Annotated in this window: 30 protein-coding genes and 1 pseudogene; 1 reads left to right on the top strand and 30 read right to left on the bottom strand. The window is 66.1% G+C overall.

Annotated features, from left to right (window positions below):
• The first annotated feature begins 17 nt into the window (after window positions 1-17).
• Window positions 18-1,046 (top strand): methionine synthase, encoded by a 1,029-nt coding sequence (locus tag BZG35_RS06905; protein ID WP_077357909.1) that lies wholly within the window; start codon window positions 18-20, stop codon window positions 1,044-1,046.
• A 66-nt stretch (window positions 1,047-1,112) separates the two neighbouring features.
• On the opposite strand, the gene BZG35_RS06900 is transcribed toward BZG35_RS06905, so the two are convergent.
• The 30 genes and pseudogenes from BZG35_RS06900 to rplC form a co-directional block, all read right to left on the bottom strand.
• Entirely contained in the window at window positions 1,113-3,506 is a 2,394-nt protein-coding gene (locus BZG35_RS06900; protein WP_077354978.1) for a TonB-dependent receptor, read from the bottom strand.
• 123 nt (window positions 3,507-3,629) lie between these two features.
• Entirely contained in the window at window positions 3,630-4,283 is a 654-nt protein-coding gene (locus tag BZG35_RS06895; protein WP_077354977.1) for a glutathione S-transferase family protein, read from the bottom strand.
• Window positions 4,280-4,741 (bottom strand): GNAT family N-acetyltransferase, encoded by a 462-nt coding sequence (locus tag BZG35_RS06890; RefSeq protein WP_077357907.1) that lies wholly within the window; start codon window positions 4,739-4,741, stop codon window positions 4,280-4,282. Before BZG35_RS06890 ends, BZG35_RS06895 begins: the two co-directional genes overlap by 4 nt.
• Window positions 4,742-4,827: 86 nt before the next feature.
• Window positions 4,828-5,244, bottom strand: coding sequence for a 50S ribosomal protein L17 (gene rplQ, locus BZG35_RS06885; RefSeq protein WP_077354976.1), 417 nt, complete (start codon window positions 5,242-5,244; stop codon window positions 4,828-4,830).
• Between the two features lie 105 nt (window positions 5,245-5,349).
• Window positions 5,350-6,369, bottom strand: coding sequence for a DNA-directed RNA polymerase subunit alpha (locus tag BZG35_RS06880; RefSeq protein ID WP_077354975.1), 1,020 nt, complete (start codon window positions 6,367-6,369; stop codon window positions 5,350-5,352).
• 92 nt (window positions 6,370-6,461) lie between these two features.
• Window positions 6,462-6,851: a 30S ribosomal protein S11 gene (gene rpsK / locus BZG35_RS06875; protein WP_013268944.1), complete on the bottom strand. Its 390-nt coding sequence runs from the start codon at window positions 6,849-6,851 to the stop codon at window positions 6,462-6,464.
• A 9-nt stretch (window positions 6,852-6,860) separates the two neighbouring features.
• Window positions 6,861-7,229 (bottom strand): 30S ribosomal protein S13, encoded by a 369-nt coding sequence (rpsM, locus tag BZG35_RS06870; protein ID WP_077357905.1) that lies wholly within the window; start codon window positions 7,227-7,229, stop codon window positions 6,861-6,863.
• 146 nt (window positions 7,230-7,375) lie between these two features.
• Window positions 7,376-8,035, bottom strand: coding sequence for an energy transducer TonB (locus BZG35_RS06865; protein ID WP_150125959.1), 660 nt, complete (start codon window positions 8,033-8,035; stop codon window positions 7,376-7,378).
• Between the two features lie 190 nt (window positions 8,036-8,225).
• The gene (locus tag BZG35_RS06860) at window positions 8,226-8,792 is read right to left on the bottom strand and encodes an adenylate kinase (RefSeq protein WP_077354974.1); all 567 of its coding nucleotides are present in this window, start codon (window positions 8,790-8,792) and stop codon (window positions 8,226-8,228) included.
• A 28-nt stretch (window positions 8,793-8,820) separates the two neighbouring features.
• On the bottom strand, window positions 8,821-10,206 hold the full coding sequence (secY, locus tag BZG35_RS06855) for a preprotein translocase subunit SecY (protein WP_077354973.1): 1,386 nt from the start codon (window positions 10,204-10,206) through the stop codon (window positions 8,821-8,823).
• A gap of 242 nt (window positions 10,207-10,448) precedes the next feature.
• Window positions 10,449-10,910, bottom strand: a pseudogene (rplO, locus tag BZG35_RS06850) (50S ribosomal protein L15); the annotation flags it as partial.
• 263 nt (window positions 10,911-11,173) lie between these two features.
• Window positions 11,174-11,353, bottom strand: coding sequence for a 50S ribosomal protein L30 (gene rpmD / locus BZG35_RS06845; protein WP_013268938.1), 180 nt, complete (start codon window positions 11,351-11,353; stop codon window positions 11,174-11,176).
• Window positions 11,354-11,355: 2 nt separating this feature from the next.
• Window positions 11,356-11,982 carry a 30S ribosomal protein S5 gene (gene rpsE, locus BZG35_RS06840; protein ID WP_077354971.1) on the bottom strand — a complete coding sequence of 209 codons (627 nt, stop codon included), beginning with the start codon at window positions 11,980-11,982 and terminating at the stop codon, window positions 11,356-11,358.
• Between the two features lie 10 nt (window positions 11,983-11,992).
• Window positions 11,993-12,355, bottom strand: coding sequence for a 50S ribosomal protein L18 (gene rplR, locus BZG35_RS06835; protein WP_077354970.1), 363 nt, complete (start codon window positions 12,353-12,355; stop codon window positions 11,993-11,995).
• Window positions 12,356-12,358: 3 nt separating this feature from the next.
• Entirely contained in the window at window positions 12,359-12,892 is a 534-nt protein-coding gene (gene rplF / locus BZG35_RS06830) for a 50S ribosomal protein L6 (RefSeq protein WP_077354969.1), read from the bottom strand.
• A gap of 2 nt (window positions 12,893-12,894) precedes the next feature.
• Complete coding sequence (rpsH, locus tag BZG35_RS06825; protein ID WP_013268934.1) at window positions 12,895-13,293, bottom strand: 30S ribosomal protein S8; 399 nt, start codon at window positions 13,291-13,293, stop codon at window positions 12,895-12,897.
• A 14-nt stretch (window positions 13,294-13,307) separates the two neighbouring features.
• Window positions 13,308-13,613 carry a 30S ribosomal protein S14 gene (gene rpsN / locus BZG35_RS06820; RefSeq protein ID WP_077354968.1) on the bottom strand — a complete coding sequence of 102 codons (306 nt, stop codon included), beginning with the start codon at window positions 13,611-13,613 and terminating at the stop codon, window positions 13,308-13,310.
• 19 nt (window positions 13,614-13,632) lie between these two features.
• On the bottom strand, window positions 13,633-14,193 hold the full coding sequence (gene rplE / locus BZG35_RS06815; RefSeq protein WP_077354967.1) for a 50S ribosomal protein L5: 561 nt from the start codon (window positions 14,191-14,193) through the stop codon (window positions 13,633-13,635).
• Window positions 14,193-14,501: a 50S ribosomal protein L24 gene (rplX, locus tag BZG35_RS06810; protein ID WP_077354966.1), complete on the bottom strand. Its 309-nt coding sequence runs from the start codon at window positions 14,499-14,501 to the stop codon at window positions 14,193-14,195. The genes rplE and rplX overlap by 1 nt, the downstream gene beginning before the upstream one ends.
• Before the next feature lie 2 nt (window positions 14,502-14,503).
• Window positions 14,504-14,872, bottom strand: a complete 369-nt coding sequence (rplN, locus tag BZG35_RS06805; protein WP_077354965.1) for a 50S ribosomal protein L14 — start codon at window positions 14,870-14,872, stop codon at window positions 14,504-14,506.
• Between the two features lie 18 nt (window positions 14,873-14,890).
• Entirely contained in the window at window positions 14,891-15,142 is a 252-nt protein-coding gene (gene rpsQ, locus BZG35_RS06800; protein ID WP_077354964.1) for a 30S ribosomal protein S17, read from the bottom strand.
• Window positions 15,143-15,151: 9 nt separating this feature from the next.
• Window positions 15,152-15,349: a 50S ribosomal protein L29 gene (gene rpmC / locus BZG35_RS06795; RefSeq protein WP_013268928.1), complete on the bottom strand. Its 198-nt coding sequence runs from the start codon at window positions 15,347-15,349 to the stop codon at window positions 15,152-15,154.
• Complete coding sequence (gene rplP, locus BZG35_RS06790) at window positions 15,349-15,789, bottom strand: 50S ribosomal protein L16 (RefSeq protein WP_013268927.1); 441 nt, start codon at window positions 15,787-15,789, stop codon at window positions 15,349-15,351. The genes rpmC and rplP overlap by 1 nt, the downstream gene beginning before the upstream one ends.
• A 3-nt stretch (window positions 15,790-15,792) precedes the next feature.
• On the bottom strand, window positions 15,793-16,545 hold the full coding sequence (gene rpsC, locus BZG35_RS06785) for a 30S ribosomal protein S3 (RefSeq protein ID WP_077354963.1): 753 nt from the start codon (window positions 16,543-16,545) through the stop codon (window positions 15,793-15,795).
• Entirely contained in the window at window positions 16,545-16,925 is a 381-nt protein-coding gene (gene rplV, locus BZG35_RS06780) for a 50S ribosomal protein L22 (protein WP_077354962.1), read from the bottom strand. The genes rpsC and rplV overlap by 1 nt, the downstream gene beginning before the upstream one ends.
• A 1-nt stretch (window position 16,926) precedes the next feature.
• The gene (gene rpsS / locus BZG35_RS06775; protein WP_013268924.1) at window positions 16,927-17,205 is read right to left on the bottom strand and encodes a 30S ribosomal protein S19; all 279 of its coding nucleotides are present in this window, start codon (window positions 17,203-17,205) and stop codon (window positions 16,927-16,929) included.
• Window positions 17,206-17,207: 2 nt separating this feature from the next.
• The gene (gene rplB / locus BZG35_RS06770) at window positions 17,208-18,041 is read right to left on the bottom strand and encodes a 50S ribosomal protein L2 (RefSeq protein WP_013268923.1); all 834 of its coding nucleotides are present in this window, start codon (window positions 18,039-18,041) and stop codon (window positions 17,208-17,210) included.
• A gap of 4 nt (window positions 18,042-18,045) precedes the next feature.
• Entirely contained in the window at window positions 18,046-18,348 is a 303-nt protein-coding gene (locus tag BZG35_RS06765; protein ID WP_013268922.1) for a 50S ribosomal protein L23, read from the bottom strand.
• A complete protein-coding gene (gene rplD / locus BZG35_RS06760) occupies window positions 18,348-19,016 on the bottom strand; it encodes a 50S ribosomal protein L4 (RefSeq protein ID WP_077354961.1) in 669 nt (222 codons plus the stop codon). Before rplD ends, BZG35_RS06765 begins: the two co-directional genes overlap by 1 nt.
• The gene (gene rplC, locus BZG35_RS06755) at window positions 19,013-19,765 is read right to left on the bottom strand and encodes a 50S ribosomal protein L3 (protein ID WP_077354960.1); all 753 of its coding nucleotides are present in this window, start codon (window positions 19,763-19,765) and stop codon (window positions 19,013-19,015) included. The genes rplD and rplC overlap by 4 nt, the downstream gene beginning before the upstream one ends.
• Between the last annotated feature and the right edge of the window lie 2 nt (window positions 19,766-19,767).

Here is a 19,767-nt window from a genome sequence, read left to right as displayed (position 1 = left end):
TGACCAAGGTGAACACCATGCCAACGCTTCTCCCCACCTCCAACGCCGGCAGCCTGCCGAAGCCGTCCTGGCTGGCCCAGCCCGAGACCCTCTGGTCGCCCTGGAAGCTGGAAGGGGACGATCTGATCGCGGGCAAGCAGGATGCCTTGCGCCTATCCCTCGACGATCAGCGCCGGGCCGGAATCGACATCGTCAGCGACGGCGAACAGACGCGCCGGCATTTCGTCACGACCTTCATCGAGCATCTCGACGGCGTCGATTTCGAGATGCGCAAGACCGTTCGCATCCGCGACCGCTATGACGCCAGCGTGCCGACCGTCGTCGGGGCCGTCAGCCGCCCGAAGTCGGTCTTCGTCGAGGATGCGAAATTCCTGCGCGGGCAGACCGCCCAGCCGATCAAATGGGCCCTGCCGGGTCCGATGACCATGATCGACACGCTCTATGACGACCACTACCGGAGCCGCGAAGAGCTGGCCTGGGCGTTCGCCGGGATCCTCAACCAGGAGGCCCGGGAGCTGGAGGCCGCCGGGGTCGACATCATCCAGTTCGACGAGCCCGCCTTCAACGTCTTCTTCGACGAGGTCAACGACTGGGGCGTCGCGGCCCTGGAGAAGGCGGCCGAGGGGCTCAGATGCGAGACGGCCGTCCACATCTGCTACGGCTACGGCATCCAGGCCAATACCGACTGGAAGCAGACCCTGGGCTCGGAGTGGCGGCAGTATGAGCAGGCCTTCCCCAGGCTTGCGCAGTCCAGCCTCGATATCATCTCGCTGGAATGCCAGAACTCCCGCGTCCCGATGGACCTGATCGAACTCATCCGGGGCAAGAAGGTGATGGTCGGGGCCATCGACGTGGCGACCGATACCGTCGAGACGCCGGAACAAGTCGCCGACACCCTGCGCAAGGCGCTCCAGTTCGTGGACGCCGACAAGCTGTATCCCTCCACCAACTGCGGCATGGCCCCGCTCTCGCGTCGCGTGGCCCGGGGCAAGCTTGAGGCCCTGGGCGCGGGCGCGGCGATCCTCCGCAAGGAACTCCTGAGGTGAGGCCCACCGATCTCGGCGGGGTCGAAGCGGGCGGCGGCGACCTTTCGACCGCCGCCCGCGCCGGCCCTAGAACGACCGGCGCACCGTCACGCCCACGGTGCGGGGGGCGCCGACTGCATAGCCCAGCCGCGCCCGACCGCCCCGCTCGCGGTCGAACGACAGCAGCGGGTTTTCGTCGAAGGCGTTGTTCACATAGACGATGGTCTCAAGCCCGTTGTCGAACTCGATCCCGGCCGACAGGTTGAACAGCTCGTAGCTGGGCAGCTCCAGATCGACGATCGTGGCATTGGTCCCCGGAGCACCACCGAAGGCCAGACCGGACACGAAGGACCGCGGATTGTTCTCCTGATCGCTGGCCTGGGTATAGCGGCTGCCGACGTGCTGGAACGAGGCGCTCACATAGGCCGGAAGGCCGCCGCCGACCTCGAAGCTGTAGGTGCCCGTCAGCGACAGCTGCAGCTCGGGCACCGACGGCAGACGGTTGCCCTCGCGGATGCCCCCGATGACCGCCCCGGTGCCGTCCCGGACGGTGGAGTCGAACTCGGCCTGGACATAGCTGCCCGCGAAACCGACCTCGAAATTGTCGGTCAGCAGGGTCGACAGCTCCAGCTCCACCCCGGCGGTGTGGGCCTCGGGCACGTTGAAGACGATCCGCGACGAACAGGATCCGGCGTCCAGCGTCGTCTGCAGGTTCTCGATGTCGGTATAGAACACCGCCGAGTTCAGGCTGACGGCGCCGAAGCGCGACTTCACCCCCGCCTCATAGTTCCACAGCGTCTCGTCTTCATAGGCCTGGAAGCCCCCGAAGATGGCGGCGTCGGAGGGGCTGCACAGCGGGATGTTCAGCGGATCGTTGACCCCGCCCAGCCGGAAGCCCTGGGCCGCCTGGGCATTCAGCGTCACATTGTCGGACGCCTCATAGCTGAGCAGGACGCGCGGGGTGAAGCCGTTGGACTCGGTCGTGTCGGTGCGGCGATCGCCGTTGGCGAACAGGCCGCCGGAGGTGAAGCTGCGCGTTTCCGAGAAGTCGTAGAACCGGCCGCCGCCGGTCACCGTCAGCCGCCCGAAGGCGTAGCTGGCCTCCCCGAACACCGCCGTCTGCTCGATATCGTAGGGCAGCAGCGCGTTGTAGGGCGAGTTGGGCCCGAACCCGTTCCGCGCCCCGGCTGCGGTTCCCGCCCCCAGGGTGGCGTCGGTCGCGGCGTCGTAACCGGGCGTCGGCAGGGTCTGGGAATAGACCCGGTCAACCTGGGAATAGAACAGACCCACCAGCCACTGGAAGGCGCCGTCGCTGGTCGAGGACAGGCGCAGCTCCTGCGAGAACTGCTCCAGGGTCGTGCTGTCGAGCAGGTTCGACGGCAGCAGCACGGCCGAGGCCGGGAAGCCCAGATCGACCGACACCGAACCCGACAGGGCGCTGGCGTCGCGGCTGACCAGGATGTCGCGGTCGATATAGCTGGTGACCGAGGTCAGTTCTGCCGCTCCGAAATCCACCGAGGCCGTCAGGTCGGCCAGCAGGGTCTCGTCCTCGAACGACTCGTCCAGCAACAGATACTGCTGGCGTTCGTCGAAGGTGACGGCCGGGCGGGTGGTGGTGAAGGGGTTGGCGAAGAGGCTGAACACCTCCTGGCGGTTGAAGCCTTCGGTCTCGATCTTCTGATAGACGAGGCGCGGGGTGATCGAGAGGGTGTCCGACGGTTCGAACAGCACCGCGATCCGGCCGCCGCTGCGGCTGCCGCTGTTGACGTTCTCGTCGATGCTTCCGCCCGGGCGCAGGGCGTCGATGAAGCCGGCGTATTCGGTGTGATAGGCCACGGCCCGCACCGCCGCCCGGTCGCCCAGCGGCAGGTTGATCGCGCCCTTGACGTGGCCGCCGGCGTCGTCTTCCTCGACCATGTTGACGTTGGCCTCGATGGTGCCCTCGGTCACCCCCAGCGTCGGCTGGTTGGTGATGTAGCGGACCGTGCCGCCCACCGATCCCGAGCCGAACAGCGTGCCCTGCGGGCCCCGCAGCGTCTCGACGCGGTTCAGGTCGAACAGGTCGAGATCCGGCGTGAACAGCGACAGCGAGATCACGCTCTCGTCCAGATAGACGCCGACCTGCTCCTTCACGCCCGGCTGGTCGCGTACGACCTGTCCGGCGGAGACGCCGCGCACCGAGACCTGGCTCTGGCCCGGTCCCAGGTTCTGGATGGATAGACCTGCGACGTTTCTCGACAGATCTTCGAGCGTCACCGCGCCCGAGCGCTGGATGTCCTCTTCCGTCTGGGCGTTGATCGAGAACGGCACGTCCTGAATGGTCGAGTTGCGCTTGGTGCCGGTGACGATGACCTCGTCCAGATTGGTCTCGTCCTGGGCGGTCTGAGCCAGGGCCGCGCCCGCCGAAGCGGTCATGGCCATGACGCACGCCGCCGACAGCAGGGTCGCACGCACGCTTCTTGAAACCGATATCTTACGCATAGCCGTCCTCCCGAGTTTTCTTGTTCTCCGAAGCTAGGCCGCGTTTCGCGGATCGCTCAAGGGCCGTTTGTCGCGCGTAACGCGAATTTCTGTCAGCCGTCGTCCGAATGCCACGCGACGGCCTCAGTCCTCGTCGGGGGCCCCCAGCGGAAAATAGCCGCGATACGGCCGTGCCTCGTCCAGCGCCCGGGCATAGGACGGACGGGCCAGCAGCCGACGGCGATAGGCCCACAGATGGGTCAGCGCCTCAGGGATGGGATGGGTCCAGTGCGCATAGAGCAAGGCGGGTGCCGCGCCGCAGTCGGCCAGGGAGAACGTTCCCCCGACCGCCCAGGTGCGGTCCGCCATGACCCGGTCCAGCCAGCCATAGGCGATCTCGAGCCTGGCGCGCGCCTCCGCCACGACTGTCGGCCCCCGGGACCCCTCGGGCTTCAGGGACTCGTAGATGACCCGCTGCTGATGGGCCTGCACGTGGTTGTCGAACACCCGGTCCATGAACCGCGTCTCCAACGCCAGATCCGCATCGGCCGGGATCAACCGCGTCGACGGGTCGATCTGGTCCAGCCGCTCGATGATGATCGAGGTCTCGGCATAGTGGCGATCGCCGTCCTTCAGCACCGGAAACTGTCCGAAAGGCCAGGCGGCCTTCAGCTCCACCATCGCGGCGGGGTCCTCCAGCAGACGCTGCTCGAACGGCAGGTCCTTCTCGTAGAAGGCTACGATCGCCTTCTGGCAGTAGGACGAGAAGGGGTGGCTATACAGAACCAGGCCGCTCACAGGCGCTTCTCCATCCAGCAGTTGCAGCGGGCATAGGGCGTCGGCTGCGGCGGCAGATCGACGAAGCCGAACCGGCGATACAGGGCGATGGCATGCGTCTGGGACGTGTTGGTCTCCAGATACAGCCGCAATGCCCCGGCTCCCCGCGCATGATCCTCGCACGCCTCCAGCAGCCTGTGGCCCAACCCCAGGCCGTTGGCGGACGCCGCCACCGCCATCTTGCCGACCTCATAGCCGCCGTCCGGCATGCGCATCAGCGAGCAGCAACCAATCGACTCCCCGTCCCGCTCGACCATGAAGATGACCCCGCCTTTCGCCAGGACCGCCCCCTCCGGATCGTCCAGCACCAGCCGATCCTTCGCCTCGAGGACGTAGCCCCCCTCAAGGATCCAGTGCTCGTTCAACGCCACCCAGGCGGCGGCGTGGTCGGGCCGATAGGGGACGATGTCGATGTTCATGCCCGCAACCTGCAACAGGACCGGCCAAAGAAAAAGGGCGACCCGGCTGCCCGGATCGCCCCCTTGCGGTCAGCGGTGGCTGACGCCTAGTCTTCGTCGGTCTCGTAGACGGCGACCGGGCCGGAATCGAGGCCCTTGGCGTCGACGTCGCGATCGACGAACTCGATCACGGCCATCGGGGCGTTGTCGCCGTGGCGATAGCCGGCCTTCATGATGCGGATATAGCCGCCCTGACGATCGGCGTAGCGCGGTCCGATCGTCTCGAACAGCTTGCCGACCTGGGTCACGTCACGGACGTGGCTGATGGCCTGACGCCGGGCGTGCAGATCGCCCTTCTTGCCGAGCGTGACCAGCTTCTCGACGAAGGGGCGGAGCTCCTTGGCCTTGGGCAGGGTCGTGGTGATCTGCTCGTGCTTGATCAGCGACGCGGCCATGTTGGCGAACATGGCGGTGCGATGGCTGGCCGTACGGCCGAGTTTACGGTGGGCGGCGCCGTGGCGCATCGGGGTCTCTCCTACTCCGGTCCTGGTTTCCGTCTTACCGGACCCGTGACCGCATTATTCTAACCGCTCCAAAGACCAACAATCGGTCCGGGCGGAGGGTTGAAACTAGATCTGGTCGTCGAACTTCTTGGCCAGATCTTCGATGTTTTCCGGGGGCCAGTTCGGCACGTCCATGCCGAGCGACAGACCCATGGAGGTCAGCACTTCCTTGATCTCGTTCAGCGACTTGCGGCCGAAGTTCGGGGTGCGAAGCATCTCGCCCTCGGTCTTCTGGATCAGGTCGCCGATATAGACGATGTTGTCGTTCTTCAGGCAGTTGGCCGACCGGACCGACAGTTCCAGCTCGTCCACCTTCTTCAGCAGGGCCGGGTTGAACGGCAGGTCGGGCTTGCCCTCGGCGGCCTCGACCACCTTCTTCGGCTCGTCGAAGGTGATGAAGATCTGCAGCTGGTCCTGCAGGATGCGCGAGGCGTAGGCCACGGCGTCCACAGGGCTGACCGCGCCGTTGGTTTCGACTTCCAGCACCAGCTTGTCATAGTCCAGCGACTGGCCCTGACGGGTCGGCTCGACGCGATAGGCGACGCGCTTGACCGGCGAATAGAGGGCGTCGACGGCGATCAGGCCGATCGGGGCGTCTTCCGGACGGTTGAACTCCGACGCCACATAGCCCTTGCCGTTCTGGACGGTCAGTTCCATGCGCACCGACGCGCCGTCATCCAGCGTGCAGATGACGTGGTTGGGGTTCAGCACCTCGATGTCCGACGGGACCTCGATCTGCCCGGCGGTCACGGCGCCCGGTCCGGTGGCCTTCAGCGTCATGCGCTTGGGGCCCTCGGCATGCATGCGCAGCGCCAGCTGTTTGATGTTCAGCACGATGTCGACCACGTCCTCCCGCACGCCTTCCAGCGAGGAGAATTCGTGCACGACGCCGTCGATCTGGATGGCGGTCACGGCCGCGCCTTGCAGCGACGACAGCAGAACCCGGCGCAGGGCATTGCCGAGCGTCACGCCGAAACCGCGTTCGAGAGGCTCGGCCACCAGGCGCGCCTTGCGCTGGGCGTCGGAGCCGAGCTCGATCTGCGGCTTCTCGGGACGGATCAGCTCTTGCCAGTTACGTTCGATCATGGGTGTCCCTTAGATACGGAGTTCGCCGGCCCCTCGCTCCTCGTCAGGTGCGTCCAGGGCCGGCGGAAGATGGGATAGGCGGCGGAGGTCGCTTAGACGCGGCGGCGCTTGGGCGGACGGCAGCCGTTGTGCGGCATCGGCGTGACGTCGCGGATGGTGGTGATGGTCAGGCCGACCGACTGCAGGGCGCGGAGCGCGGACTCACGCCCGGAACCGGGACCCGAGACGTTGACTTCCAGCGTCTTGACGCCGTGTTCCTGAGCCTTCTTGCCGGCGTCTTCGGCGGCCATCTGGGCGGCGTAGGGCGTCGACTTGCGCGAGCCCTTGAAGCCCATGTGACCCGCCGACGACCACGAGATCGCGTTGCCCTGGGCATCGGTGATCGTGATCATGGTGTTGTTGAAAGACGCATTCACGTGGGCGACGCCCGAGGTGATGTTCTTGCGCTCGCGCTTCTTTACGCGACCCGGTTCCTTGGCCATGTGTCTGTCTTACTTCTTCTTGCCGGCGATCGGCTTGGCGGGACCCTTGCGGGTGCGGGCGTTGGTGTGGGTGCGCTGGCCGCGGACCGGCAGGCCCTTGCGGTGACGCAGACCGCGGTAGCAGGCCAGGTCCATCAGACGCTTGATGTTCATCGACGTCTCGCGGCGCAGGTCGCCCTCGACGGTGTGGTCCTTGTCGATGGTCTCGCGAATCTGCAGGACCTCGGCGTCGGTCAGCTGGTTCACGCGGCGCGAGGCCTCGATGCCCACCTTGCCGGTGATGTCCTTGGCGGCGGCCGGGCCGATGCCATGGATATACTGAAGCGCGATTTCGACGCGCTTGTTGGTCGGAATATTGACGCCAGCGATACGGGCCACGAAGATCTCCAAGTACGCGCAAACCGGACGCAACAAACGCTCCGGTCAACAGACCAGGAGCGTGGCGCCCTTCGCGGGAAGCGCGCCTTATACAGGCGATTCAGATTGCGTCAACGCCTGACCGGAACGGAACCGACATTCACGCCCTACTGCCGGCCGAACAGGACGACGACGGTCGCGCGGCTGCCCTGCACCGTACGGCCTGACGCGGTCGAGGGCGGGCGGAAGCGGAAGTGGGTCTCGGCCACGCGGATCCCCGCCGCGCCGAAGCCGAACCCCTGGGGGCTCTCCGAGACGATGCGGCACCCCTCCAGCCGCGTGTCGGCGCGGATCGCGCAGTTGACCGCCGCCCGGCCCGGGACCCGCTGGCGGCGCGCCTCGGGCGGGACCAGGGCCAGGATCTCGCCGTTGGAGGCCCCGCGCAGAATGATCGGGCCGGAGCCCGAGCCCGGTCCGTCCCCCTCCCCTTCCCCATCGCCCGTTCCGGTCCCCTGCCCGCCCTGGCCCTGGCCGGGCGTGGGGCCGGGCTGGTCCGAGGCCCCGACGATCAGGGCGGGGGCTGGGGCCGGTTTCGGCGGGGCCACCAGTTCCGGACGCGGGACCGGCCGCGGCGAGACCCGCACGACCGACGGCGCGGCCGGGGCTCCGCCTCCAGCGTCGGGCGCGGGCGGTTCGGGCGGCGGCGGCGGGGGTGGCGGCGGCGGTAGGCGCACCAGCTCCACCGAGATGGGGGGATCGGCCAGCACCGGCACCGGCGGGTCCCGCAGGCTGCCGACGGCGAACAGGACGGCGTGCAGACCGGCCACGACGCCGATGATGCCGGCCTGCTGCCATCGTTGGGCGGAGTGTCGGGAGGCTGGGATGATCGTGGCTCCGGCGAATCGCCGATCAGGGCAAGGCTTGGACGCCCCAACGTAGGAAGGGTCCACACCGATCCCTAGCGCAGCCACGGCAACGCCGGCTGGCGTCGACCGTCATCCTGCGTTCATCCCGAGGTCAGGCGCGCGCCAGGGCCCCGGAGATGGCCGTCGCTACGGTCTCGATCGAGCCCATGCCGTCCACCTCGGTCAGCAGCCCCTTGTCGCCGTAATACGGCAGGAGCGGCGCGGTGTTGCGGTTGTAGGCGTCCAGCCGGACCTTGAAACTCTCGGGGTTGTCGTCGGGACGGCCCTGGTCGGCGAACCGCTGCGACACGCGCTCCAGCAGGGCGCTGTCGTCGACCTTCAGCCGGACCACGGCGTCGATCTTCTTGCCCAGCTTGGCCAGCATGGCGTCCAGGGCCTCGGCCTGGGCGATGGTCCGGGGGAAGCCGTCGAAGATGGCCCCGCCGGCGTCCTCGGCCTCTTTCAGCCGCGCCTCGATCAAAGCGATGACGATGTCGTCGGCGATCAGTCCGCCGTTCGACATGATCTCCTTGCACTGCTGGCCCAGCTCGGAGCCCGAGGCGATCGCCTCGCGCAGCATGTCGCCGGTCGACAGCTGCACCATGCCGCGCTGTTCGACCAGACGCTTGGCCTGGGTGCCCTTGCCGGCCGCGGGGGGCCCGAACAGGATCAGGTTCATGCTCGGTGCCCCTCCCCGGGCCTTGTCATCACGAGCGGCGAGCGGGTGTCGGAGCACCCCGACCGCCACGACCGCCACGCAGCTTGGCCTTCTTGATCAGGCCTTCGTACTGGTGCGCCAACAGTTGCGACTGAATCTGCGCCACCGTGTCCATCGTCACCGAGACCACGATCAGCACCGAGGTGCCACCGAAATACAGACCCTGTCCGAAATTAGCCGAGACGATCTCGGGCAGCAGACAGACGGCGGTGATGTAGGCGGCGCCGATCACGGTCAGACGGGTCAGGACGTAGTCCAGATATTCCGCCGTCCGCTTGCCCGGCCGGATGCCGGGCAGGAAGCCGCCGTATTTCCGCAGGTTCTCGGCTGTGTCCTCGGGGTTGAACGTGATCGAGGTGTAGAAGAAGCAGAAGAACACGATCAGCGCGGCGTACAGCAGCATGAACAGCGGCTGGCCATGCGTCAGCTGGGCCGCCACTGTGGGCAGCCAGGCCAGCCAGGCCGGCAGATTGGCCGTGGCCGCGAAGTTGGCGATGGTCGACGGCAGCAGCAGCAGCGACGAGGCGAAGATCGGCGGGATGACGCCGGCGGTGTTGACCTTCAGCGGCAGGAAGCTGCGCTCGCCCCCGGCCATCCGGTTGCCTTCCTGACGCTTCGGATACTGGATCAGCAGACGACGCTGGGCCCGTTCCATGAAGACGATGAAGACCACCACGGCCACGACCATGACCAGGATGAACAGCAGGGCGAAGGCCGACAGCTGACCCTGCTGGGCCAGGCCCAGCAAACGGCCGATCGTGCCTGGCAGGACCGCCACGATGCCGGCGAAGATGATCAGCGAGATGCCGTTGCCCACGCCGCGCGCCGTGACCTGCTCACCCAGCCACATCAGGAACATGGTGCCACCCGTCAGGGAGACGACCGTCGTGGCGATGAAGAACAGCCCGGGGCTGTCGACCAGGTTGGCCTGGGCGTTCAGCCCGACCGCGATCCCGAAGGACTGGGCCAGGGCCAGGACCACGGTCAGGTAGCGGGTGTACTGGTTCAGCTGCTTGCGGCCGCTCTCGCCGCCTTCCTTCTTCAGCTTCTCCCACGGCGGATACACGCTGCCCATCAGCTGGACGATGATCGAGGCCGAGATATAGGGCGTGACGTTCAGGGCGAAGACCGCCATCCGCTCGACCGCGCCCCCGGAGAACATGTTGAACATGTCCAGGATGCCGCGCTGGCCGTCGGGATTGTTGAAGAACTGGAGGAAGGCCTCGGAGTTGATCCCCGGGATCGGCACATAGGTGCCGATGCGATAGACCAGCAGGGCGCCCAGCGTGAACAGCAGGCGCTTGTGGAGCTCGGTCGCCTTGGCGAACGAGCCCATATTCATATTGGCGGCGAGTTGTTCGGCGGCCGAAGCCATGTGTCGTACCCCGACTGATCAGAACGCGGCGCACCGGACGCGAATCCGGGGCCACCGTCCAGATAGGCGAAGGGCGGCCTCTTAGCGAGACCGCCCCCCGAGCTTTATTGTTATGCTTTGGCCGCGGTCCGCGTGGTGCGGGCCGAGATCTTGTTGGCGTCGCCACGCGGCGCCTTGGCGGGCGGAGCCTTGCCCTTGGCGGCGTTGCGCTTCTCGACGCGCGCGGCGGCCTTAGCTTCGGCGGCGATCCGCTCCTGCACGACCGAGCCGCCGGCGGCTTCAATCGCCTTGACGGCACCGGCCGAGGCCGACCAGACGACCAGCGTCAGGGCCGACTTCAGCTCACCGGTGCCCAGGATGCGAACGCCGTCCTTGGTGCGGCGGATCACGCCGGCGGCGACCAGGGCGTCGCCCTTGATCTCGCCCGAGGCGTCCAGCTTGCCGGCGTCGATCGCGTCCTGCAGACGCCACAGGTTCACTTCGGCCAGCTTAAGGGCGTTGGGATTGTTGAAGCCGCGCTTGGGCATCCGCATGTACAGCGGCATCTGGCCACCCTCGAAGCCGCCGATGGCGACGCCCGAACGGGATTTCTGGCCCTTGACGCCGCGACCGGCGGTCTTGCCCTTGCCCGAACCCGGGCCGCGGCCGACCCGCATGCGCTTCTTGTGCGCGCCTTCGTTGTCGCGGATTTCGTTCAGTTTCATGTGCCTGATCCTTTCGGGTTCTAGCGCCCGCTGCGGACAGCGGACTCGGCTGGTTTGTCTCGGTCTTCTCCCGCCCCGTCCGGGGAGGGTGGTCGGCGGAGCCGACCGGGTGGGATCGGCAAGGCGTGCCGGACCCAAATCTCTAAGGGAGGCGCGCTATAGCGGCTCCCCCGACAGCAGTAAAGGCGGCTCGCCGAGCCGCCCCCACCCGGTCACCCGAGGGCGACCTGCCCTCCCCCGAGGGGGAGGGAGATACGAACGGCTTACTTCTCGACGATCTCGGTCAGGTGAGCGACCTTGGCGATCATCCCGCGAACCGAGGGGGTGTCTTCCAGCGTGGACTCGCGGCCCATGCGGTTCAGACCCAGGCCCACCAGGGTGGCGCGCTGGTCGTTCTTGCGGCGGATCGGCGAACCGGTCTGCTTGACGGTGACGGTAGCCATATTCAGCTCTCCACGGCTTCGGGCGCGGCCTCGATGGCCGAGGCGCCGTCGTTGCGGCGGCCCATCAGGTCGGCGACCTTCTTGCCACGCTTGGAGGCGACCTGACGCGGCGAGGACTGGACTTTCAGCGCCTCGAACGTCGCACGGATCATGTTGTAGGGGTTGGACGACCCGGTCGACTTGGCCACCACGTCGGCGACGCCGAGGGTTTCCAGGACGGCACGCATCGGCCCCCCCGCGATCACGCCGGTCCCGGGAGGGGCCGCGCGCATCATGATCTTGCCGGCGCCCCAACGGCCGGAGCCGTCGTGGTGCAGGGTGCGATTCTCGCGCAGGGGCACGCGGATCATGGTCTTCTTGGCTTCTTCGGTCGCCTTGCGGATGGCTTCCGGCACTTCGCGCGCCTTGCCGTGACCGAAGCCGACGCGGCCCTTGCCGTCGCCGACGACCATCAGGGCCGCGAACGAGAACCGGCGACCACCCTTCACGGTGGCGGCGACGCGGTTGATGTGCACCAGCTTCTCGACGATGTCCGAATCCGGACCGTCGACGGCGGGTGCGTTGCGGTTGTCGCGACGGTTGCGGTCGTTGCCGCCTTGTCCGCCGCCACGTTGGGGTGCTTGGGCCATCTGTCGGTCCTTAGAAGTTCAGGCCGGCTTCACGCGCGGCATCCGCCAGCGCCTTCACCCGTCCGTGATAGATGTAGCCACCGCGGTCGAAGACCACGTCCTTGATGCCCTTCTCGATGGCCCGCTCGGCGACCAGCTTGCCGATGGCGGCAGCGGCCTCCTTGTTGGAGCCCTTCGAGGTGCCGGCCTTGTCGCCTTCCAGCGACGAGGCGGAGGCCACCGTGACGCCCTTGAGGTCGTCGATGATCTGGGCCGAGATGTTCTTGTCCGAGCGGTGCACGGACAGGCGCAGGCGACCATTGCCCATCGCCTTGAGGCGGCGACGGTTGCGGTCGGTACGGCGCGCGGCTTTTTGCTTGAGGGTCGTTGCCATGGCTTACTTCTTCTTGCCTTCCTTGCGACGCACCTTCTCGCCGGCGTAACGGACGCCCTTGCCCTTGTAGGGCTCGGGGGGACGCAGCTTGCGGATGTTGGCCGCCAGTTCACCGACGACTTGCTTGTCGGGGCCGGAGATCTTGATCTCGGTCTGTTTCGGCACCGCGAAGGTGACGCCGGCCGGGGCCACAACGTTGACTTCGTGCGAGAAGCCCAGCTGCAGCGACAGGTCGTTGCCCTTCATGGCGGCGCGATAACCGACGCCGACCAGCTCGAGCGTGCGCTCGAACCCGTCGGTGACGCCGACGACCATGTTGTCGACCAGGGTCCGCGACAGACCCCACATGGCGCGCGAGCGCTGGGTGTCGGCACGGGCGTGGAGCGTCAGCTCGCCGTTCTCCTGGCGCACCTCGATCTCCTCGGCGACGGTCCAGGACCGCTCCGCCTTGGGACCTTTGACGCTGACGGTCTGGCCGTCGATGGTCACCGTGACGCCCTTGGGCAGGGTGATGGGACGTTTTCCGATACGGGACATCTTTAGTAGACCCTGCAGAGGACTTCGCCGCCGACGTTGGCGTCGCGGGCTGCGGCGTCGGACATGACGCCCTTCGAAGTCGAAAGGATCGAGATGCCCAGGCCGTTCTTGATCGGCTTCAGGTCGGAGATCGCGGAGTAGACGCGGCGGCCGGGCTTGGACACGCGTGCGATCTCGGCGATGACCGGCTGGCCGTCGAAATACTTGAGCTCGATCTCGAACTGCGGGAATTCACCGGGGTTTTGAACCAGCGAATAGCCGCGGATGTAGCCCTCGTCCTGCAGCACGTCGAGGACGCGCTGACGCAGACGGGAGGCCGGGGTGAGCACTTTCGAACGCTTGCGCATGGCCGCGTTCTTCATGCGAGCGATCATGTCGCTCAGGGGATCGTTGATCATCATCTTGAAATCTCCCCTTACCAGCTGGACTTGGTCAGACCCGGGATCTGGCCCAGGTTGCCGAGTTCACGCAGGGCGATCCGGCTCATCTTCAGCTTGCGATAGAAGGCCCGCGGACGGCCCGACACTTCGCAGCGGTTGCGGATCCGGACGGCCGCCGAGTTGCGCGGCAGTTCAGCCAGCTTCAGACGGGCGTCGAAACGCTCTTCCAGAGGCAGGCTCTCGTCGTTCGCGGTCGCCTTCAGGGCGGCCCGCTTCGAGGCGTATTTGGCGACGAGGGCTTTCACCATCTCGTTGCGGTTCACGGCGCTTTTCTTAGCCATTGTGCTTTTCCCTTCCCGCTCAGTTCTTCACGAACGGGAACTTGAACTCGGTCAGAAGCGCGCGCGCCTCGTCGTCGGTCCGAGCCGTGGTGCAGACGATGATATCCATGCCCCACATCTGATCGATCTGGTCATAGTTGATCTCCGGGAACACGATGTGCTCCTTCAGACCCATGGCGTAGTTGCCGCGGCCGTCGAAGGACGTGGGCTTCAGGCCCCGGAAGTCCTTCACCCGCGGCAGGGCGATCGTGATCAGACGGTCGAGGAACTCGTACATCTGGTCGCCGCGCAGGGTGACCTTGCCGCCGATGATCATGCCTTCGCGCAGCTTGAAGCCGGCGATGGAGGTGCGGGCCTTGGTCGGGACCGCCTTCTGGCCGGCGATCTGGGTCAGATCCTTGAGGGCCGCATTGGCCTTCTTGGAGTCGGCCACGGCTTCACCGATGCCCATGTTCAGGACGATCTTGTCCAGGCGGGGCAGCTGCATCGGGTTGGTGTAACCGAACTTCTCGGTCATCACGCCCTTGATGCGCTCGTTGTACTCGCCCTTCAGGCGCGGGGTGTATTTGGTGTCGGCCATCAGATGACGTCTCCCGTGGTCTTGGCGAAGCGAACCTTCTTGTCACCTTCCATGCGGAAGCCGACGCGGCTGGCCTTGCCGTTGGCGTCGGCGATCGCGACGTTCGACAGGTGAAGCGAGGCTTCCTTGTTCTTGATGCCGCCCTGGGGGTCACCCTGGGACGGACGGGTGTGGCGCTGGACCATGTTGATCCCGGTCACCATGACGCGGTTTTCGGTCGGCATCACCTTGGCGACTTCGCCGGTGCGGCCCTTGTCCTTGCCGGTCAGGACGACGACGCGGTCGCCCTTCTTGATCTTGGCGGCCATGACTACAGAACCTCCGGAGCCAGCGAGATGATCTTCATGTGGTTCTTGGCGCGCAGTTCGCGAGGAACCGGGCCGAAGATCCGCGTGCCGACGGGCTCGTTCTGCTTGTTGACGATGACGGCGGCCGACTTGTCGAAACGAATGACCGAGCCGTCCTTGCGCTGGATGTCCTTGGCGGTGCGCACGACGATGGCGCGAACCACTTCACCCTTTTTCACGCGGCCGCGCGGAATGGCTTCCTTGACCGAGGCGACGATCGTGTCACCCACCGAGGCGTAGCGGCGCTTCGCGCCACCCAACACCTTGATGCACATGACCCGGCGAGCACCCGAATTATCGGCCACCTCCAGGTTAGTTTGCATCTGGATCATATGATCAGATCCTTCTGATTACTGTGCCGAGGCCGGAGCATCCTTGGACAGGACCTCCCAGCGCTTCAGCTTGGATTTCGGGGCGCACTCACGAATGCGGGCGACGTCGCCTTCCTTGAAGGCGTTCGCTTCATCGTGGGCATGGTACTTCTTGGACAGGCGCACGATCTTTTTCATGACCGGGTGCAGCAGCGTGCGTTGGACGACGACGACGACGGTCTTGTCGCCCTTGTCGGACACGACCACGCCTTCGAGAATACGTTTGGGCATGGGGTTTCCTTACGAAGCCGAACGCTTCTCACGCAGAAGCGTGGAGATGCGAGCGATGTCTTTGCGGACTTCACCGACGCGGTGAGTCTTTTCCATCTGACCGGTGGCGGCCTGGAAGCGCAGGTTGAACTGCTCCTTCTTGAGCGACAGCAGCTGGTCGCCCAGCTGGTCGTTCGTCTGGGAGCGGAGATCGGCGATCTTGGTCATCAGGCAACGTGCTCCACGTGCGAGACGCCGGCGTCCAGGCGGGTGACCACCTTGGTGCGGACCGGCAGCTTGGCGGCGCCCAGACGCAGGGCCTCGCGCGCCACGTCGTCGGCAACGCCGTCGATTTCGAACAGGATCCGGCCCGGGTGGCAACGCGCCGCCCAGTGATCCACGGCGCCCTTGCCTTTACCCATCCGGACTTCGGCGGGCTTGCCCGAGACGGGAACGTCCGGGAAGACACGGATCCAGACACGGCCCTGACGCTTCATCTGGCGGGTGATCGCGCGGCGGGCCGCCTCGATCTGACGCGCGGTGATGCGTTCCGGCTCCAGCGTCTTCAGGCCATAGGACCCGAAGTTCAGCGAGAAGCCGCCCTTGGCAGCGCCATGGATCCGGCCCTTGAAGGCCTTGCGGTACTTGGTTTTCTTCGGTTGCAGCATGACTTAGCCCTCACGCCCGCGACGCTGACCGCGGTCGTTACGACCGCCGCGATCACCACCACGGCCTTCGTTCGACGACGGACCGGCGGCTTCCAGAGCCCAGCGCTTGTCCTGCGCCATCGGATCGTGCTCCAGCACCTCGCCCTTGAAGACCCAGGTCTTCACACCGATGATGCCGTAGGTCGTCTTGGCTTCGATGAAGCCATAGTCGATGTCGGCGCGCAGGGTGTGCAGCGGCACGCGGCCTTCGCGGTACCATTCCATCCGCGCGATCTCGGCACCGCCGAGACGACCCGAAACGTTGATCCGGACGCCCTTGGCGCCCAGGCGCATGGCCGACTGCATGGCCCGCTTCATGGCGCGACGGAAGGCGATCCGGCGCTCCAGCTGCTGGGCGATGTTCTCGGCGATCAGCTGGGCGTCGGTTTCCGGCTTGCGGACCTCGACGATGTTCAGGTGAACCTCGCCTTCCGTCTGGGCCGAGATGTCCTTGCGCAGCTTCTCGATGTCAGCGCCCTTCTTGCCGATCACGACACCCGGACGGGCGGCGTAGATCGTCACGCGGCACTTCTTGTGCGGACGCTCGATGATGATGCGCGAGACGCCGGCGGCGTTCAGGCGCTCCTTCAGCCAGGTGCGCAGCTTGATGTCCTGGTGGAGCAGGCGCGCATAGGCGGGGCCGTCGGCGAACCAGCGGCTGTCCCAGGTCCGGTTCACGCCGAGGCGGAAACCGATCGGATTGATTTTCTGACCCATCAGGCGGCCTCGCCGGCTTCACGGACCACGATGGTGATCTCGCTGAACGGTTTCAGGATGCGGGACGAACGGCCACGAGCACGGCTCGCGAAACGCTTCATCACCAGGTTCTTGCCGACGAAAGCCTCGGCCACGATCAGGGAATCGATGTCCAGGTTGTGGTTGTTCTCGGCGTTCGAAACGGCCGAGTACAGAACCTTGCGGACGTCGTCCGAGATGCGCTTGCGGCTGAATTCCAGCTCGTTCAGAGCCTTCTGGACCGGCAGGCCACGGATGGACTGGGCGACCAGGTTCAGCTTCTGCGGGCTGATGCGAACGTTGACCAGCTTGGCGCGGGCTTCCGTTTCGCCGACGCGGCGGGTGTTGTTGGTCTTTGGCATGTTACTTCCGCTTCGCCTTCTTGTCCGCGGCGTGGCCGGGGAACGAACGGGTGGGCGAGAACTCGCCCAGTTTCATGCCGACCATGTCCTCGTTCACGTGCACGGGAACGTGCTTGTGACCGTTGTGGACGCCAAAAGTAAGGCCCACGAACTGCGGCAGGATGGTGGAGCGGCGCGACCAGGTCTTGATCACGTCCTTGCGGCCGGACGTCGAGACGGCGTCGGCCTTCTTGAGCAGATACCCGTCGACGAACGGGCCTTTCCAGGAGGAGCGAGCCATCTTTAGCGAGCCTTCTTGAGGTGGCGGCTACGGATGATGAAGCGATCCGTCGCCTTGTTCTTGCGGGTGCGCGTACCCTTGGTGTCCTTGCCCCACGGCGTGACCGGGGTCCGGCCGCCGGAGGTCTTGCCTTCACCACCACCGTGCGGGTGGTCGACCGGGTTCATGGCGACGCCGCGAACGTGCGGACGGAAGCCCATGTGACGAACGCGACCGGCCTTGCCGAGGTTCTGGTTCATGTGGTCGGCGTTGGAGACGGCGCCGACGGTGGCCATGCAGCCATCCAGCACCATCCGCAGTTCGCCGGACCCGAGGCGGATCTGGGCATAACCCTGATCGCGACCGACCAGCTGGGCGTAGGCCCCGGCCGAGCGGGCCAGCTGGGCGCCCTTGCCCGGCTTCATCTCGACGCAGTGGATGATCGTCCCCACCGGGATCGAGCGCAGCGGCATGGCGTTGCCCGGCTTCACGTCGGTCTTCTCGCCGGCCACGATCGTGTCGCCCGCCTTCAGGCGTTGCGGCGCGACGATGTAGGCCTTTTCGCCGTCCTCATAGGTGATGAGGGCGATGAAGGCGGTGCGATTGGGGTCGTACTCCAGCCGCTCGACGGTCGCCGTCTGGAACTTGCGACGCTTGAAGTCGATCTTGCGATACAGGCGCTTGGCGCCGCCGCCGCGGAAGCGAACGGCGATACGACCGCCCTGACCACGTCCGCCCGACTTGGTCAGGCCTTCGGTCAGCGACTTCTCGGGACGGCCCTTGAAGAGCTCCGAGCGGTCGATCAGCACCAGGGCGCGACGGCCCGGCGATGTCGGATTGTATGTTTTCAAGGCCATCTGTTTAGAGCCCCGTCGTGACGTCGATCGACTGGCCTTCGGCCAGCGTCACGATCGCTTTTTTGATGTCGACCCGACGGCCCATGATGCCGCGGAAGCGCTTGGTTTTGCCCTTTTGGACCAGGGTGTTGACCTTCAGGACGTTGACCTTGAACAGGCTTTCGACCGCAGCGGCGATCTCGTCCTTGGTCGAGGTCCCGGCGACGCGGAACACGACCTTGTTCTGCTCCGACAGGATCGTCGCCTTCTCGGTGATGATCGGCGACAGGATGGTGTCGTAGTGTTTGGCGGTTGGAGCGGCGGCCATTACGCGGCTTCCTTCTCGGCTTGCTCGCGACGCGAGGGCTTGTAGTCGGCGTAGGTGGCCTCGATGGCCTCCACGGCGGACTTCGTCAGCACCAGCTTGTCAGCGCGCAGGATGTCATAAACGTTCAGGCCGGCGTTCGGCAGGACGTGGATCTGCGGGATGTTGCGCGACGCCAGGGCGAAGGTTGCATCCACTTCCGGTCCGGCGATGATCAGCGTCCGGGTCCAGCCCAGCTTGCCGAAGGTCTCGCGCAGGGCCGAGGTCTTGGCTTCCTTGACGGTCAGGGCGTCGACGACGACCAGATCGCCGGTCTTGGCCTTAGACGACAGGGCGTGACGCAGGGCCAGGGCGCGGACCTTCTTGGGAAGGTCGAAGCCGTGATCGCGAACGATCGGGCCGAAGGCGCGCGAACCGCCGACGAACTGCGGGGCACGACGCGAACCGTGACGAGCGCCGCCGGTGCCCTTCTGCTTGTACATCTTCTTGCCGGTGCGAGAGTTCTCGTTCCGGGTCTGGACCTTGTGGGTACCGGCGCGGCGCTTGGCCAGTTGCCAGTTGACGTAGCGGGCCAGCAGGTCGCCGCGGATGTCGGTGATGCCGAAGATGACATCCGACAGCTCGACGTCGCCGGCCGACTGGCCGTCAAGGTTGATGCTCGAGAGTTTCATGCTTCACCGCCTTCGACGGTTTCGACCGCGGCCGGCTCTTCAGCGGGCGTTTCGGCCGGAGCGGCTGCGCTGCCACCCTTGGTCTTGAACGAGCCGGGGAACGGCAGGTCGGCGTGCGGCTTCTTGTGCGCGTCGCGGACCTTGACCCACGAGCCTTCGTGGCCGGGGACAGCGCCCTTGACCAGGATCAGGCCGCGCTCGGCGTCGACACGGACGATCGTCAGGTTCTGGGTGGTGATCGTCTCGTTACCGAGCTGACCCGCCATCTTCTTGCCCTTGAAGGTCTTGCCCGGGTCCTGGCGTTGGCCGGTGGAGCCCAGCGACCGGTGCGACACGGACACACCGTGCGACGCCCGCAGACCGCCGAAGTTCCAGCGCTTCATACCGCCCTGGAAGCCCTTGCCGATCGTCTCGCCCTGGATGTCGACCTTCTGGCCGACGACGAAATGGTCAGCCGACAAGGTCGCGCCGACGTCGATCAGCGCGTCGTCCGAGACATGGAATTCCATGACGACGTGCTTGGGCTCGACTTCTGCATTCGCAAACGTCGTGCGTTGTGCCTTGTTGGTGTTCTTTGCCTTTTTGGTCCCGGCACCCAGCTGCAGGGCGACGTAGCCGTCCCGCTCCTGAGTGCGTTGACCGACGACCTGACAGTCGTCGAGCTGGAGCACAGTGACCGGAACGTGCGCGCCGTCTTCGGCGAACACGCGGGTCATGCCCAGCTTCTTGGCGATCACGCCCGTGCGCATAT

It is taken from the genome of Brevundimonas sp. LM2, assembly GCF_002002865.1.
GTDB lineage: Bacteria > Pseudomonadota > Alphaproteobacteria > Caulobacterales > Caulobacteraceae > Brevundimonas.
This window is presented reverse-complemented; position numbering and strand designations above follow the sequence as displayed.